Raw genomic sequence first — 16,391 nt, 5'->3', positions numbered from 1 at the left:
AGCTTCTTCACTCAAGAAGACGACAATATTCAGTCAGTAACGGCCAAGTGAATTCTTTACCATCATTATTAAATAAGATATTGTCGTTAGTTATGCCCTTAATAGTACCGTTTAACTTCATCGAATCGCATACATAAAGGTACATTACAGTAAATGAATACGAAGCAAAAAACTTAATTCGCAAGATACGTATATATTGAAAACATTAGGATGCTTTTTTCAAATAGTCTAACCAGAAGCATCTAAAGAGTTCATCAAAGCAGTCACCACTAAATTGTTTACATTTTTGAGTGAAAAGACCACCTCATCATAGTCTGAAGGTAGCTCCGCAATGGGTACCTTCACAAAACCACCTTTTCTGATTGCGCTTTCGCTCCATGCAAATCCGACACCTAAGTTCTGGTAAACTGCATCGTAAACACTTTCTTGGGTGTTTACGATATACGTAGGGGTTATCTCTAAATTAATTTTTGCTAGCGCCTCATTTATAAGCTTTTGAGTGGTGGAGCCGTGTGTGCGGAATATAACAGTTTCAGTCGCTAATTCAGTTAAGCTTATAGATTCTCTTGATGCAAAAGCATGGTTCGGTGAGCACAAAGCAACAAGCCTTTGGGTAGAACATTTCTTAAACTGTAACTTGTCACTTTTTGGAACATTTGCAAGAATACCAACATCTACCTGACCGTTAACCACTCTACTAAACGTTTCATGGAAATTACCAAAATAGATTTCAGTCTGTAGCTTGGGATAGCGCTTACTAAACTGCTTAATAATTTCAGTGCCCGGCAGCGGACTGCATAGACCTACCTTCAATATAGCTGATTCAAAAACTTTACTTCTTTGAATCAGCTGATCTAGTTCGTCTTCAACTGCTTGCACTTTACTCGTTAACGTTCCAAGCTCTAAGCAGTAATCTGTTGGCACAAAGTGCCTGCCACGCTGCATAAATAGCTTAAACCCAAGATTGTTTTCAAGCGTAGATAATGCTTGGCTAATGGCAGATTGAGACACACCCAAACGTTTAGCCGCCTGCGTGTAATTACCTTCCTCAAGCACAGAGTTTAAGATGTTTAGCTGATTATAGGTGTAAGGTTTCTTCGTCATATGACCCCCGTCTTTCATATAGGTTTCAGTTACAGAGATTGTCAGGCTTATCTCCGGGAAGTACGAGAAGTTATACACGATAAATAAGACTGAATGATTAAATGTATAAGCTAACCTTATATTTGACGCCAAACTGTCATATTCATCTTCTATATTAGTTACGTGTAAACGATTAAAGCATTGAACAATTTACCTAAATGTATTTGCTTGAGCTATCACTCACTGCTAATACCAAAATATAAGTTTGGGCTTGAATTATGTTAGAACTAAGAAATGTGACTAAGAAGTATGACGGCAAAGTTATTTTTGAGGATATCTCCCTAAAAGTGAATAAGGGTGAGATTGTTTCAATATTGGGCCCATCTGGCTGTGGGAAAACCACGTTGCTGCATATTATTTTAGGTCTAACCGATATTAGTTCTGGTCGACTTGCCTATGATAAGGAAGACATCACACGTGTGCCTATGAAGCACAGAGGTTTCAATATTGTATTCCAAGACTATGCATTGTTTCCTAACTTGAATGTAAAGCAGAATATTGAATATGGGCTGCGCAATAGACCTAACGTAAGTACGCAAGCGGAGGTTGATGAGCTAGTTGACCTTTTGGAGATTAAGCCGCATTTGAATAAGCGAATCAGCCAGCTCTCTGGTGGGCAGAAGCAGCGTGTTGCATTAGCACGTACTTTAGTGATGAAGCCTAAGATTTTATTATTAGATGAGCCTTTATCTGCCTTAGACGGGGTTATTAAAGAGACCATTAAGACACGTATTCGCGAGATTGCAGAGCGTTATGAGCTAACCACTTTGATTGTGACACATGATCCTGAAGAAGCAATGACACTCTCTGATCGCATTTTGTTGTTATCAGACGGCAAAGTAGCTCAATATGCTAAACCATCAGAAATCATCAAAAACCCTGCCAATGATTTTGTTAAGAGCTTTATCTTAAATCAGCTAAATATCAAACGTCGTAATATCTTAAGCCTATTTGAAGCGGACAATGCGCCAGCTGATCCATTAGAAAAATACACTCAAATGAGACCTGCACTAAACAGTAGCTCAGTCACTGAAGATATCAATTCCATAATCCAGCGCACAGCTACTAAATCAATTAAAGACACCTCCAAAGGTTAATCGCACTAGGCCAACGCTGGTCTCTCAAAACTTCCTTATTTCGCGCGTAGGTCATTATGAAACTTAATAACTCACCGCTAATGAAAGCTTCGTGGCTTTTCATTGGTGCGCTATTTCTCGTCTTTATGTTTGTGCCTTTGGGCAAAATGTTGATGCTGTCATTTAATGTGGCTGATGGATTAGGTCTAAGCCACTACGTCGATATCATCAGCAGTAATGACTTTAGACAAGTGATGTTGAATAGTTTTTTTGTCGCCATTGTTAGTGCGATGAGTGCCACCTTTTTGGCATTTATCCTTGCCTATACGGTGCACTGGACTAACTTGCCAAAGGGTTTTAAACAAACCATTAAGCTTGCATCACTGTTTCCTATGCTATTGCCAACAGTGACTTATGGATTTGCTATTATTTACACCTTTGGTAAGCAAGGTCTACTCACTAAGATGATGGGCTTTCAGTTGTTTGAAGACATATATGGTTTCTATGGTATGTGGCTTGGCTACACCATCTATACCTTGCCAATAGCCTTTTTACTGCTTAACAATACCTTTCAGTATTTGGATAAGAAGTTCGTAATCGTATCAGAACTGATGGGCGATTCACGCTTACGCCAGATAGATATGACGGTCATTCGTCCTTTAATTGGTACGTTTGCAGCCGCTATCATTCAATGCTTCTTTTTGGCCTTTACTGACTTTGGTATTCCAGCCTCTATTGGTGGTCAGTACAAGGTTATCGCCACTGAGCTTTATACCCAAATACTGGGTGCATCTCCCTCGTTTGAAAAGGGATCTGTGGTTGCCTTGTTTATGCTAATCCCCTCTGTTTTGAGCATTCTACTGCTTTGGTATGTGGCTCGATTTAATGTCAGATATGACTCAGTAGAGCATTTTGACTTGCCTACCTCTAAAGTCAAAGACAGAATTCTGGGTGTGTTGTCCAGTGGTATTTTGATTTCACTGTTATTCGTATTTGCTGTGATATTCATCATTCCATGGATTAAGACATGGCCTTACGAGATGGCGTTTAGTACAGACACATTTACTAAGGTGATCGAGTCCTTGAACCTAATGCGAGTGTATAAAAATTCACTTATTGTCGCGACCTTAACGGCTGTTTTTGGCACCATTATTACCTATGTTGCCGCGTTGATATACGAGCGTTCCGGGCTATTCAAGATAGGTAAATTGACGATCGAAAGCTCAGCATTAGTAACCAATACAGTGCCAGGTATGGTTATTGGTATTGCCTATCTAATGGTTTTCTCAGGCTCATCGATATCGAACACCATCTTCATTATTGTGATTAGTAATATCATTCATTACTTCTCCACACCTTATCTCATGAGTAAAAATGCACTATCAAAAATGAACCTAGGTTGGGAGACCACAGCTTCTTTACTTGGAGACTCATGGCTACAGTCTTTACGCCGAATTGTTGTACCCAACTCAATATTTACACTTATCGAAGTGGCCTCGTACTTCTTTATCAGTGCGATGGTCAGCATCAGTGCAGTGATATTCATTTCAGGTGCGAAGACGATGGTGCTTACTACAAAAATTGTTGAATTACAGCACTTCGCCCGCTTTGATGAGATTTTTATCTTGTCGCTGATGGTGCTACTCACAAATATCACGGCATTAATATTCTTCGCAGTAGTTCGATACCTTTATACCAGAAGCATCAATGGCACAACAAAAATAAAAGTGAAAAAACCCACAGTAACGACGGTCGCTTAGATATTTCAACACAGTCTAGGCGTTGATGTTACGAAAACTAATCTAACCTTTAATCACTCAAATAATCAGGGAAAACAATGAATTTATTTAAAACGATAATAACGGGATTGACTTGTGGAGTTTTAGTAGCAGGTTGTGGGTCGCAAAGCTCGGGAGATACGGCTGGCGAGGAGGTGATTATTTATAGTAATGCTGATGAAGAGGCAGTCGAGGTTATTCAAGAGGTGCTTGATGAGGCAGGCTTTGAAGGTCAATACATATTTCAATCATTCGGAACAGGTGAACTTGGTGGACGACTATTAGCAGAAGGAAAAAATATTGAAGCTGATATGGTGACAATGAGCTCGTTTTATATCGAAAGTGCTCAAGCAAAGAACCCAATGTTTAAAGCGTTAGCATTTACGGCAAACCCGCAGATTGCGACGCCTAATTACTATGCACCGATTCTCAGCTTTACGGGTGCCATCTTACTCAATACCAAAGAGATGGAAGCTAATAATCTTCCAGTACCTACTAGTGCCAAAGACTTAGCGAATCCTATTTATAAAAATCAAATTTCTATGGTTGATCCAAATGGTTCATCAACTGGTTGGTTGTTTGTACAAGATATTGCTGCTGAATATGGCACCGATGCTGAAGGTCAACAAATCATGAATGCTATTCGTGAAAATGCAGGACCTAATTTAGAGCTATCTGGCTCTGGTCCTCTTAAAAAGGTAATGGCAGGTGAGGTGCCTATCGGTTTTGGTCTACGTCATCAGGCAGTCGCTAATAAAGCAAAAGGCCTACCAATTGATTTTGTGGATCCCAGTGAAGGTAATTATACATTGACTGAATCGGTTGCTGTTATTGATAAGGGAGAGAAAACCAATCCTAAAGCAATGAAAATGGCTGAGTTAATTGTCACTAAAGCTCGCCCAGGTTTATTAGAGATTTATCCAAATATTGTGTATGACGGCGAGACAGTAGCTGCTGAGAACCAAATTGATAATTCTAAGACCTACCCAGAGCCATTAACTGCCGAGCTGTTAGATGAGCACCGTGCTTTTTTCCATGGTGAGTAATTTTAGTTGAATCAAAATAATGCCCATTCATGCTTAGCTATATTAGTTCATAGGTTAAGCAAGTAGAGGGTTAATTAATAAAGATGTATGGGAAGAGCAGATATGACAATGAGCAAAATACTTTCTGATAAAACATACGATGTCGTCGTCGTAGGTGGGGGCATCGTTGGGCTGGCAAGCGCCTACGCCGCCGTTAAAAAGGGGTTGAGTGTTGCAGTTGTAGAACGCCAATCTCAGAACAAAGATGCTTCTGTTCGTAATTTTGGATTTGTGACCGTTAGTGGTCAGCGTCGAGGTGAGCATTGGCAACGCGCCATGCACTCGCGTAATGTTTGGGCCGAGGTTGCGCCAAAAGCAGGTATTCAGGTAGAGCATATCGGTCTGCATATGTTAATGCAGCGACCTGAAGCGGTAGATGTTGCACAAGCTTTTTTAGATACGGAAATGGGTGAGGGGTGCCGACTACTGACACAGTCTGAAATTAATGAAGCCGCGCCTTATTTGAACAAGGGAGAAGGGGTGTTATATAGCCCGCATGAGCTTAGAGTGGAGTCCAATACTGCAATTGCTAAGCTGGCCCATTGGTTACAAGAGACGCAGAATGTGAACTTTTATAATCATACCACGGTGACTTCGGTGGAATTACCAAAAGTGCATACCAGCCGTGGTGTCCTTAACGCTGAGCACTGTGTGGTCTGCCCAGGAGCTGACTTTACTGGCTTATATCCAGAAGTGCTCGCTAAGACCAAAGCTAAAATGTGCACACTAAATATGATGCGAGTCATGCCCAAAAAAGCATTTAGATTAAATGCCGCTGTCATGTCAGATTTAAGCTTTGCCCGTTATGATGGATTTGCTCAGTTGCCTGAAGCTGCGGTACTAAAAACCTTACTTGACGATATTCAAAGTGTAGAGCGTCAAGCAGGTGTCCACCTAATTGTGGTTCAGTCTGAAGATGGCTCACTAATCATTGGCGATAGTCATGATTATAGTGATAGAGAACTGCCGTTTAGAGACACTCAAATTGATGATCTAATCATTAATGAATTTAAGCAGGTGATGGATATTGGTGAGATAGATATTACTCAGCACTGGTTGGGTGTATATCCAAGTGGAGATGACGTAGTATTTAAGGCATCACCTGAAAAAGGCGTGGTGGTCGGTTCAGTCACCAGTGGTACAGGGGCATCAACAGGTTTCGCATTTGGCGAAGAGTTAATTGAATTGGTAATGGAATCAAAGTGATGAATACAGCAAATAATTATGTAACAAGCAGCAGCTCACATAGTGAGAGTTTAAATAGTATTAAAAATAAATTTTTTGACATTAAGCTTTGTGTATTTGATATGGCTGGCACAACAGTAGATGAAGGTAACCTGGTCTATAAGACCGTACGTAATGCCATTAATGAGGTACTGATGCGCGCTGGCAAGTCAGATAAGCAAGTGAGTCTTGAGTTATGTTTAGAATATGGTGCAGGTAAAGAAAAACGCAACGCCATCCGCGATATTTTGAACATGATAGATTTATCTGATGCTGATATTGAATCGTTAACGGATACTGCATTTGCAGCCTTTAAAGTCAATCTTGCAACTGCTTATAGCAAGGACACCTTATCTGAGTTTGAAGGCATGTCAGAGTTGTTCGAGCAGTTGAAGGTGAGTGGTCGTCATGTGGTGTTAAATACAGGATATGATGCTAAGACTGCTAATAAAATTTTGACTATCTTAGGTTGGTCTGTGGGGGATAAAGTAGATGCATTAATAACAGCCGATGATGTAGACAATGGCCGTCCAGGCCCTGATATGATTACTCTTGCGATGAAACAGTTCAATGTTGATAATTCACAGCAGGTGTTAAAAGCAGGGGATAGTGGTATCGATATTGAGGAAGGCCAAAATGCAGAGTGTGGGCTGGTTTTAGGTGTGCTATCTGGTGCCCAGAATGAGCAGCAGCTGGTGAAATATTCACCTGATGCAATTTTAGGCAAGCTGACTGACTTAAAAGAGCTTATTTAGCTTAAAGCTAGGTCTAAGCTTCAAAATATACAACAGAACAGTAGAGCCATAAAAGTAATGACTTTTATGGCTTTTTAATTTAGAGAAAACATCGCAGTTTCTGTGTAATTGTCGTTTAGATTAAAGGCTTACTGATATAGGAATCAAACATAAAGCGTTCTAAAACAGACGTTCAGTCACGGATCGACGCTTGCTAGGCTGCTAAGTACACGACCTTAAATACGGCCTGACATCCATTATACGATTCGATGAATAAGCTTGAGTCTTTGATAATCTCAAAACTATCTAAAGACCTCAGACGAGATATTTTTTGCTACGCTGTGGTATTACCCTAATATTTAACTATGGAGTATCACATGTTTTTTATACGGAAAGCAGACCAGAACTATGCAGCAGATATTGCTCATATACACTTTGAAAGTTGGAATGCTACGTATTCGAACCTTTTACCCGAAACGTATAGAAACAAAGAAAATAACTTATCTCAAAAGATGGAGATGTGGGGAAAAATATTACCTAGCTCTGGTGTGAACACATGGGTAGCATATGATACTGAGAATACCACTGTAGGGTTTATTTCTTACTTTAAGAAAGATCATGAGTGTGAAATAACCACTCTATATCTTCTACCTCAATATCAGAATTTAGGTATAGGTACTAAGTTAATTAATGCAGCTTTAATTGATGCTTTTCAGTGTAATACCTGCTCTAGTCTATCTTTATGGGTTTTACGAACCAATCTATCTGCGATTAGTTTCTATGAAAAATTTGGTTTTGAGTCTGATAGCCAATGTCATGAAGAGCTATACGAGGGCACCAAAATAACAGATGTCAGAATGATAAAAACACTCTAATATCTGTTATTTTAAGCATACCTTTTCCTATATAGTCTCAAACTATCTTGGGACGGTTTAGTGATAGAGTACCCCGGCTCTGGCACTGAAACCAAATAGATTAAGTAAAGTTTATAGCTACCTATTATTAATAAAAACCATAGGAAGAGATTGATATGCCAACCTTTATAATTTTAGATAATGGAATTGTTAACCTATCAGAAATTAAAAAGATAACTGCGGATAAAAAGCGACTTACAATTACATTTCATTTAGGGTTTTGGAATGGTAATGCGTTTAAAAGATGTACTGATAGCCAGCACTTTGAAGAAGTCTTTGAAAGTATAGTAACTAAGTTAGAAGCTGAGCGTATTTGAATATCTATAATGAATCAATCAGGCGCTTTCACCGGTTCAATTTCCTAGTGAGAACTAGAATATTCAGCTATCCTCTATGTCCTATTCTCAATTGAGTTTTTATGTCTAATAAACTATATAATGACCCCATAATACAATACGAGCCGCAGAGCCTACGTCCAATAGTAGCTACTATTGGAGTACTTTTTAAAGATGGAAAGGTGCTTTTAGTACGCCGTGCTAACCCACCCGATGCAGGTCGATGGGGTTTCCCCGGTGGTAAAATTGAACGCGGGGAAACTGTTAGAGATGCTGCTGTTCGTGAACTTTATGAAGAGACAAGCATTGTATCAAACGCCTTCAAGACATTTAACGCTGTAGACGCGTTTGACTTTGATAGTAGTGGTAAGCTTCGTCACCATTTTGTTCTTGTAGCCGTACTTTGTATTTGGGTTTCTGGTGATCCTCTAGCAGGTGATGACGCCCTAGAAGCTAGATTTTTCGATATTGAAGATTTGATCAATACAGATTTAGCCCTTAGCTTAGATGTTAAAGAAATAGCATTACAAGCTGCTGAGTTACTCTAAAAAGTAAGAATGTTCGATATCCTATATTCCAACGGAACTATCTAAAAAGGCTCATTAATCCATTAATAGACTACTCATAGTAGACTGCTGTAGTGGAACCCTTAATGAGCAATGATAAATTCCGGTCTTTCTTTGACCACATCAGCGATCAGATGCCATGAGCACTTGGTCATATCTTGTATCTCAGAATATCTATGGCCTAATTTGAGCAGACTAGCGATGATCTTACGCTTCTCCATATCTTTACTACGTCCTAAATACGTACCTTCTGCCTTAGTACGAGCAATACCTTGCGTCTGACGGTTACGGTGACGCTCATAGTCTTTTCTAGTAATAGCAGCTAGCATATCCAGCATCATCGAGTTAATGGCCTGCAATACACTGCTCATAAATTCAGTGCTGCTTTCAGATTGAAGCACCATATAGGATGTCGGCAGCTCTTTTGATACGATAGATAGCTTTTTTTCTGATAGCATTCTTTGGAGAGTATCCCTATCAGCTTGGTTCAAATGTGCCAAGCGATCAATCTGTTAAAATAAGATCACATTGCCCTTATGAGCATCTTCAATCAGCTGCATAAGCTTAGGTCGCACTAAGGTAGCTCCTGCTCCAGGTTGGAACTATAAGAAATCTTGATCTGCTCGAATGTAGTGAGACTTCATAGCAAAGTACTTAGAGTTCGCTGACTCCATTAACTACAAACTGACGAGAAGCCTCACCCTCTATCATACGATACTGAATTTGGCGGATTTTACCTTGGGGGTTAGCATTGCTATCGTCTTCTAAATAGAGTGGAAAATGTCTAACCAACACATTCTCAACCAAGGCAAATTCATCATGACCCATATAACCTTGTTTGAGTGCATCAGTCAGCTCTGGATAAGAGACTTGACTCCACGACAGCCCTTTATTGCTCGAATAAGCAATCACATCACCATATGAACCGCTACCCACACTTTGAGTGAATACTAGAATTTCAGGATATCCATCGCCATTTATATTACCCACATCGGCACTAACAACAGGATCGCTAATTGGTCGCTCGATAATGTCTTCGCCCATTGGCTGAATCTGCAAGATATAGCCGCCATTACCGTCAGAGGTACTGGTCACTTGAGTAGAAAAATCACCATAGTTGAGTGAGGTAGCGTATTGCGAGTTATCCACCTGTCGAGTATCCAGCGTATCGCTTAATTTTTGATATACGCCACCAAGCGTTGCACCGCCGCTACAATAAAAAGCTGTTTTTTGTAGATAGGCTTCTTCACCTTCAATGGATAAGCTATTGTCATTAAAACGCAAATAAACGGGGTTATTATCTACCCAAAACTGATACCGTCCATCATGAGCTTTATGAAGTACGGTGTCTAATGTACAAGTAGGTTTCTTTTTGTCTATGCGAGAACGAATAGACACACTAATAGCATCTTGACCAGCATCACGTACGCTGATTGCAAACCAGTCATAACCCTCGTTACGCTTTGTATAGCCATCTGTGACGTAATCGCCCGTTATATTGTTAGTATACTTATCGGTTGAGGTTGTCGTCGGTAGGTCGTTATGTAAAACCGTTGTTGTCTCAAGGCCCTGTGTATTAGTGTTCTGGCAAGCAGTCAGACTTAATAACAGCATGCTTGGCAGTAACGTTTTTCTCATCATAATTTTTATTCCTTCAGAAGATCGTTATATGGGCCATTCATAATAAATTCATGACAGCCCACATCATTTAGCAATTTAAAAAACCATTATCCATTCTTGGTGTGGAATATTGGTTTGTACCCATTTCTCTCGATGGGGTCTAAGTCAGGGCACTAGGATAGAGGAGTTCAAAGTCTGTGACTATGTCTATTCAGTAATTTTTTTACTTATTTATGAAAATTTGATGCTTACGCATAAGCCGCGATTTATGCTTGGGAAAAGCAGTGCTTTTGCATATAAAGTGACAATAACGTTGCATTATTTTTTGCTTTCCCATTGCTAAAATAGATTGTTACTTGATGCTTGCAAAACGATTCAAATTATCATTCGTAATACATCAGATTTATCTTTACAATCTCATCTCATTTACACTATCAGATAGATTTAAGGTGAGTATTCCATGCTTTTGAGTATAGTTTACATTATTGGTATTACAGCAGAGGCAATGACAGGTGCACTAAGCGCAGGACGACAAAATATGGATTGGTTTGGCGTTGTGCTTATCGCTAGTGTAACGGCGATAGGTGGTGGTAGTGTCAGAGATATCTTGCTTGGTAATTATCCCTTAACTTGGGTAGAACATCCTGAATATTTATTAATTGTTTGTGTGGCTGGGCTTATAACGACCTGGTTGGCGAGATGGGTTGTTAAATTTAATGGTGTTTTCATGCGTTTGGATGCCTTGGGGCTAGCGGCCTTTAGCATTATTGGTTGCCAAGTAGGGCTTAACATGGGACTTCATTATGGTGTTTGTGTGGTTGCTGCCATTGTAACAGGCGTCTTTGGCGGGTTGCTACGTGATTTAATATGTCGCCAACCCCCATTAGTTTTACATCATGAATTATACGCTTCAGTTTCTTTAATCATTGCGTGTTTATATTTAATACTTCAGCATTTTGCTATTAGTAGTAATATCAGCGTCATTATTAGTTTAGTTGCTGGTTACTTAATCCGTATGGCAGCGGTTAGAGCAAAGTGGCGATTACCTGTATTTCATTTGTTAGAAACTTCCAAATAAAATAGTGGTTCTACCATTATAATGATGTCTACGAGCGGGCTGTGTTATTTTAGAGAGTCGTTAAGGCTCTCTATTTTTTTACCATCATACTGACTTAACGCCACTAATATGACGATCTAGCTAAGTTTTAGCATGTTCTTAAGCCTCATTAAGGCTTAGTAAGTATGGTATGTATAGCCTATTAGGTGCTCACAAGACCTCTGCGGTCTATTTTATAATCTAGTGCATTTATTCAAGAAAGTCCCAACAAATACTTTAAAAAATACTGGTTATTTTCGAGTAAATCCATTAACCTACTAAAAGTAACTTACCTTAAGTAGGTTGCTTTTAGTAACAGGTTTCTTTAGTTAAATAAGTTTTGGTATAAAAGGGTTCTTTTATGAGCATAAGTGACTATAGTACATCCAAATTGTTATACGACCTAGTGGTCATTGGTGCAGGGGCTGGTGGCTTGAACGCAGCATTGACTGCTATGGAATATGGGAAAAAAGTGGCTTTAGTAGAACGTAATCAGCCAGGAGGAGAGTGTACATGGTCTGGCTGCATCCCTAGTAAAGCGATGATACAAATGGCAAAAGAGATTAAAATCTCAAAAAAATATGGTTCTATAGAGATAAACTCTGCTGATGTTTTATCAAAAGTACGAGCATTAATTCAGAAGGCACATCAAGCAGAAGCTGTACCTGTTTTAGAAGCTGCTGGAATCGAATATTTCTACGGTGAAGCCGTGTTTTTGGATAAAGATACTGTTCAAGTAGGTACAAATACTTTGCAAGCAGAGAATATAATGATTGCCACAGGCTCATCGCCTGTCGTTCCAGATATCTTTGGTATTAACACAGTTAATTATCTGACAAATGAAAATATTTTTCTTTTGCCAAACCTGCCTAGTAGCATCATTGTGTTGGGCGCTGGGGCTATTGGTGTTGAGCTGTCACAAGCAATGCAAGCGCTGGGCGTAGAAGTTAAACTGGTAGAAATGGCTCCTCATATTCTTTATCGAGAAGAAGTAGAGCTTTCTAAGTTACTACAGGAAGTCTTAGAAAAAGATGGGGTAGATATTCTTCTAAATCAACGTGCTATTGCTGTCTCAGAGGATGCTACAGGTATTCAGCTAACACTTTCTTCGCCTGAGGGAGAAGCCATCGTTTGTGCGGAAAAAATCTTGTTTGCTTTAGGACGGCAACCTAATCTAACGACGCTAAATATAGCCGATATTGGTATTAAAGCTACCTCGCAAGGAATCACGGTGAATGACTACTGTCAAACCAACGTCTCTAATATTTATGCAACTGGAGATGTGGTAGGGCCTTACCTTTTTTCTCATATGGCTGGGTATCAAGCACGAAATGTAATCCATAATTTATATGGTGTAGGAACACAGCCTATTGACTTATCAGGTGTCGCTTGGTGTACGTTCTCAGACCCCGAGTTTGCTCGTTGTGGCTTAACTGAAGTTGAAGCAAGCACGGAGCATAATGATATCAAGACTTTTACGTTTGACTATGAAGATTTAGATCGTGCCGTTGTGGATCAAAAAACAATAGGTAAAGCAAAAGTAATTTGTGACAACAAAGGATTAATACTAGGGGCTTCTATTTTAGGAGAACGGGCGTGTGAATTGTTGGGTGAGTTACAGCTATTAAAGCAGAATCAAATCCCCCTACAGAAACTGCAGGAGAGCATACATCCTTATCCGGGATACAGCGAGTTACTCTTTTATTTAAGCATGGATGCAAAAGCATGTTTCATCGCTTAAAGTGTTAATCAATACGTATGAATAAAAGAAGGAGAGAGGGATGGGTAAGCGTATGACAAAAGAAGAACGTCGTATTCAGTTATTGGCCATGGCTAATCAAATTGTTCAGAAGTCAGGTACAGAGGCTTTAACATTAATTTCATTAGCTGATTACGCAGGAGTTAGCAAGCCCATCACATATGAACACTTTGGATCAAGAGAAGCGTTACTTTCAGCCCTCTATCAAAGCTATGATCAACGTGTAATTGAAGCTATTGAGCAGGCGGTGGCTGAGCACCCAGTCTCTCTCGAAGCCACCGTCGATAGTGTTGTTAAGTCATATCTTGCTTGCGTAGTACATTGCGGATCTCAATACGAGGAAATTATTGCCGCTTTACAAGCTTACCCTGGCTACCGAAACCTCAAAGCTGATATTCGATACTACTTTTCTAAAGCCTATTGGCAGATTTTACAGCCTCATTTAACAGGGTCTTTCCAAGAAAACAAGGGGGTGTTATACGCTATCCACGGTACAATCGATGCTATTTCAGATGCAGTAATGATGGAGGGGTTAAGTTATGAAGCTGCTGAAAGCCTTTTACGAAAATTAATTCTTACTGTAGTTAGGTCGCTATAAAAAATTACAGTGAGTCTGGAGTAAAGTCTTCGGAGTACCTGTTGGTATACTTCCTAAAGTGTTAGAAACTTCTAAATAAAATATGACCCTACCGTTATAAGGATGTCTACGAGCGAGCTGTGTTATTTTAGAGAGTCGTTATTATCTGTGAACACCTCATTTTTAACACAGCTATTTGACGCAGCTATTTAATACAGTCTGCCAGCAATTTATCTCATTTTTATCGTCATGTTCAAAATGAGGACACGTCCGAATACTACTATATAGTAAGCGTAATTTTACCTACTGCTTTACCTGATTCAAGATGGTCATGCGCGCGCGCTACCTCCCAAATAGAGTAGTTACTATCATCTATGATAGGCGTGATTTTGCCAGTATCAACCAGCTCCGCAATCATTGTCAGGATACGACCGTGCGATTCATGGTTGATGCCATGAAATAATGGAATGAGCACCAAAACACCGTGAAAGGATAAGGCTTTGAGAGCAATTTGCAATGGATCAGCAATGGGTAAAATAGTGGCGACATGGCCATTGAATCTAACAGCTTGAAAAGATTTTTGAATATTATCACCAGCCACCGTATCGAAAACTTTGTCAAAACCCACGCCGTCAGTATACATCGCCACATAGTCATCAACCTCCGCTGTTGTATAATCCACTAGATAATCCGCGCCTAGTGTTTGTGCTAGTGCACGATTAGCAGGAGAGTAGGTAGCGGTGACTGTCGCGCCAAGTACTTTTGCTAGCTGAACGGCAATATGACCAACGCCCCCTGTTGCGCCATGAATCAAGACATTATCGCCTTCTTTGACATTCATCTTTTGTACGAGTGCCTCATAAGAAGTGAGTGCGACCAACGGCAGGGCTGCGGCTTGCTTCATGCTGAGTGTTTTAGGCTTTTTAGCCATCAAACGCACATCAACTAACATGAATTCAGCAAGTGCACCATCAATACCGTTAAGGCCACCAGCCATACCATAAACTTCGTCACCAACACTAAATTCAGTGACGTCGGCACCTAACTCGCTCACAATGCCAGCTACATCACCGTGTAATATCTCTGGCAAATTATCCGACCAAGGCAGCTCGACTGAGCGCAGCATGGTATCAATAGGGTTCACACTAGTGGCTTTCACTTCCACAACCATATGACCTAGTGTTGCCGTTGGTTTTGGTTTTTCTGCCAATTGGAAAACTGCAGTTGTACCGATTTCTTTAATGATCATCGCTTTCATATTATTACCCTTTACTGTTGTGGATGTCTTATTGTCTGTTTCAGAACACTCAGTTTAATCATTGCTAATCCAGCAAACCATTACCCAGTAAACAAATTACTTTTGCTTTTTGAGCAAATCATGGTTACAGTTAAATTGAATCCTTATCAATTTAATAGAGGAGTGGCAATGAGCTCAATAAATCGATTGGCGTATTTCAATAGTGTTGTCGAAACTGGTAGCATTTCAGAGGCTAGCCGCATCTTTGATGTACAGCCGTCTTCTATTTCACGGCAGTTAGCGGTGCTTGAAAAGGAGCTGGGCGTACGTCTGCTCAATAAAACGACCAGAAACACCAGTTTGACTGAAGCGGGGCACAAATATTACGAATACTCTCAGCGAATTGTGTCAGATTTTGATAACGCCAAAAGAGTCGTTAATGACTTACAAATAACGCCGCAAGGTAAGCTGAAAATCAGCATGACAGTCGGTTTTGGTGAAAGTATGGTATTACCATTAATACCAAAATTTATGTCGTTATATCCAGATATTGATATAAAAATTGAGTTAACAGAGCGGGTTGTAGATCTTATAGAAGAAAATATTGACGTGGCTATTCGAAGTGGGCGCCTATCTGATTCAACCATGGTTGCCCGACGCTTGGTATTTAATGATTTTCTGCTGTGTGCAAGCCCTCAATATTTGAAAAATAATGGTACGCCTTGTGGGATTGACGATCTAGCTAATCATCAATGTATCCGATATGGTTATAACGGTTGGAAAGATTGGTTTTTGATAGCAGAAGATAGTAAAAAACTGATGATTAATAGTCAAGTTTCAGTCAACTCAGTGAATGGACAGAAGCAGCTGGTATTGAATCATACAGGCCTAACGCTAATACCACTGTGGGCCGTTAAAGATGAATTGGCGAACGGGTCGTTGGTCCAAGTTATGCCAGATCATGTTTTTAGTCCCTATGAAGAACTGAGTGCTACTTACGCTATTTATTTAAAGCGAGATATGGTCTCTCCAAAAACGCGCGTTTTTTTAGATTTTTTGATAGAACAGATGATAGCGATCTGAGTTTGGGTCTGCAGCTTGATCGTACAAATTGTTGTATTCGATGTCTGCTAAATACACTTTCATGAATATTGATGTTCTTAAAGACCGAGTATGAATAGTTTATGAAAAAATAGAAGAGCACCCAATCTGCGTATTATTTCATATACGATATGTGCCTAGGCATT

16 protein-coding genes are annotated in these 16,391 nt (G+C 39.9%); 12 read left to right on the top strand and 4 right to left on the bottom strand.

The window, feature by feature from the left end:
* Window positions 1-228: 228 nt before the first annotated feature.
* Window positions 229-1,104 (bottom strand): LysR family transcriptional regulator, encoded by an 876-nt coding sequence (locus AK822_RS08225; protein WP_167541672.1) that lies wholly within the window; start codon window positions 1,102-1,104, stop codon window positions 229-231.
* A 257-nt stretch (window positions 1,105-1,361) separates the two neighbouring features.
* Here AK822_RS08225 and AK822_RS08220 point away from each other — a divergent pair, with 257 nt between their 5' ends.
* The 8 genes from AK822_RS08220 (at window position 1,362) to AK822_RS08185 (ending at window position 8,837) form a co-directional block, all read left to right on the top strand.
* Window positions 1,362-2,240 carry an ABC transporter ATP-binding protein gene (locus AK822_RS08220; RefSeq protein WP_060491264.1) on the top strand — a complete coding sequence of 293 codons (879 nt, stop codon included), beginning with the start codon at window positions 1,362-1,364 and terminating at the stop codon, window positions 2,238-2,240.
* 56 nt (window positions 2,241-2,296) lie between these two features.
* Window positions 2,297-3,979, top strand: a complete 1,683-nt coding sequence (locus AK822_RS08215; protein WP_060491263.1) for an ABC transporter permease family protein — start codon at window positions 2,297-2,299, stop codon at window positions 3,977-3,979.
* A 77-nt stretch (window positions 3,980-4,056) separates the two neighbouring features.
* Window positions 4,057-5,043: an ABC transporter substrate-binding protein gene (locus AK822_RS08210; protein ID WP_060491262.1), complete on the top strand. Its 987-nt coding sequence runs from the start codon at window positions 4,057-4,059 to the stop codon at window positions 5,041-5,043.
* Window positions 5,044-5,145: 102 nt separating this feature from the next.
* Window positions 5,146-6,288, top strand: a complete 1,143-nt coding sequence (locus tag AK822_RS08205) for a TIGR03364 family FAD-dependent oxidoreductase (RefSeq protein WP_060491261.1) — start codon at window positions 5,146-5,148, stop codon at window positions 6,286-6,288.
* Window positions 6,288-7,061, top strand: coding sequence for an HAD family hydrolase (locus AK822_RS08200; protein ID WP_087945605.1), 774 nt, complete (start codon window positions 6,288-6,290; stop codon window positions 7,059-7,061). Before AK822_RS08205 ends, AK822_RS08200 begins: the two co-directional genes overlap by 1 nt.
* A gap of 356 nt (window positions 7,062-7,417) precedes the next feature.
* A complete protein-coding gene (locus tag AK822_RS08195) occupies window positions 7,418-7,915 on the top strand; it encodes a GNAT family N-acetyltransferase (protein ID WP_060491260.1) in 498 nt (165 codons plus the stop codon).
* Window positions 7,916-8,070: 155 nt separating this feature from the next.
* Window positions 8,071-8,271 carry a hypothetical protein gene (locus tag AK822_RS08190; protein WP_060491259.1) on the top strand — a complete coding sequence of 67 codons (201 nt, stop codon included), beginning with the start codon at window positions 8,071-8,073 and terminating at the stop codon, window positions 8,269-8,271.
* Between the two features lie 101 nt (window positions 8,272-8,372).
* Window positions 8,373-8,837: an NUDIX hydrolase gene (locus tag AK822_RS08185; protein WP_060491258.1), complete on the top strand. Its 465-nt coding sequence runs from the start codon at window positions 8,373-8,375 to the stop codon at window positions 8,835-8,837.
* Between the two features lie 101 nt (window positions 8,838-8,938).
* Here the strand turns inward: AK822_RS08185 and AK822_RS08180 are convergent, their stop codons facing one another.
* Together AK822_RS08180 and AK822_RS08175 are read right to left on the bottom strand one after the other, a co-directional pair.
* Complete coding sequence (locus AK822_RS08180; protein ID WP_228138989.1) at window positions 8,939-9,313, bottom strand: recombinase family protein; 375 nt, start codon at window positions 9,311-9,313, stop codon at window positions 8,939-8,941.
* A 196-nt stretch (window positions 9,314-9,509) separates the two neighbouring features.
* A complete protein-coding gene (locus AK822_RS08175) occupies window positions 9,510-10,496 on the bottom strand; it encodes a hypothetical protein (protein WP_060491257.1) in 987 nt (328 codons plus the stop codon).
* A gap of 439 nt (window positions 10,497-10,935) precedes the next feature.
* Between AK822_RS08175 and AK822_RS08170 the strand changes: the two genes are divergently transcribed.
* The 3 genes from AK822_RS08170 to AK822_RS08160 all read left to right on the top strand — a co-directional run bounded on the left by AK822_RS08170 (window position 10,936) and on the right by AK822_RS08160 (window position 13,928).
* On the top strand, window positions 10,936-11,553 hold the full coding sequence (locus AK822_RS08170; RefSeq protein WP_060491256.1) for a trimeric intracellular cation channel family protein: 618 nt from the start codon (window positions 10,936-10,938) through the stop codon (window positions 11,551-11,553).
* Window positions 11,554-11,932: 379 nt separating this feature from the next.
* On the top strand, window positions 11,933-13,312 hold the full coding sequence (locus tag AK822_RS08165; RefSeq protein WP_060491255.1) for a dihydrolipoyl dehydrogenase family protein: 1,380 nt from the start codon (window positions 11,933-11,935) through the stop codon (window positions 13,310-13,312).
* Window positions 13,313-13,352: 40 nt separating this feature from the next.
* A complete protein-coding gene (locus AK822_RS08160) occupies window positions 13,353-13,928 on the top strand; it encodes a TetR/AcrR family transcriptional regulator (protein WP_060491254.1) in 576 nt (191 codons plus the stop codon).
* 259 nt (window positions 13,929-14,187) lie between these two features.
* On the opposite strand, the gene AK822_RS08155 is transcribed toward AK822_RS08160, so the two are convergent.
* A complete protein-coding gene (locus AK822_RS08155; protein WP_060491253.1) occupies window positions 14,188-15,165 on the bottom strand; it encodes a zinc-dependent alcohol dehydrogenase family protein in 978 nt (325 codons plus the stop codon).
* A gap of 120 nt (window positions 15,166-15,285) precedes the next feature.
* Here AK822_RS08155 and AK822_RS08150 point away from each other — a divergent pair, with 120 nt between their 5' ends.
* On the top strand, window positions 15,286-16,227 hold the full coding sequence (locus AK822_RS08150; RefSeq protein ID WP_228138988.1) for a LysR family transcriptional regulator: 942 nt from the start codon (window positions 15,286-15,288) through the stop codon (window positions 16,225-16,227).
* Window positions 16,228-16,391 lie beyond the last annotated feature (164 nt).

The sequence above is a fragment of the Psychrobacter sp. P11F6 genome (assembly GCF_001435295.1).
Lineage (GTDB): Bacteria > Pseudomonadota > Gammaproteobacteria > Pseudomonadales > Moraxellaceae > Psychrobacter.
Note: the sequence above shows the minus strand (reverse complement) of the source record. Positions and strands in the feature narration are given on the sequence as shown.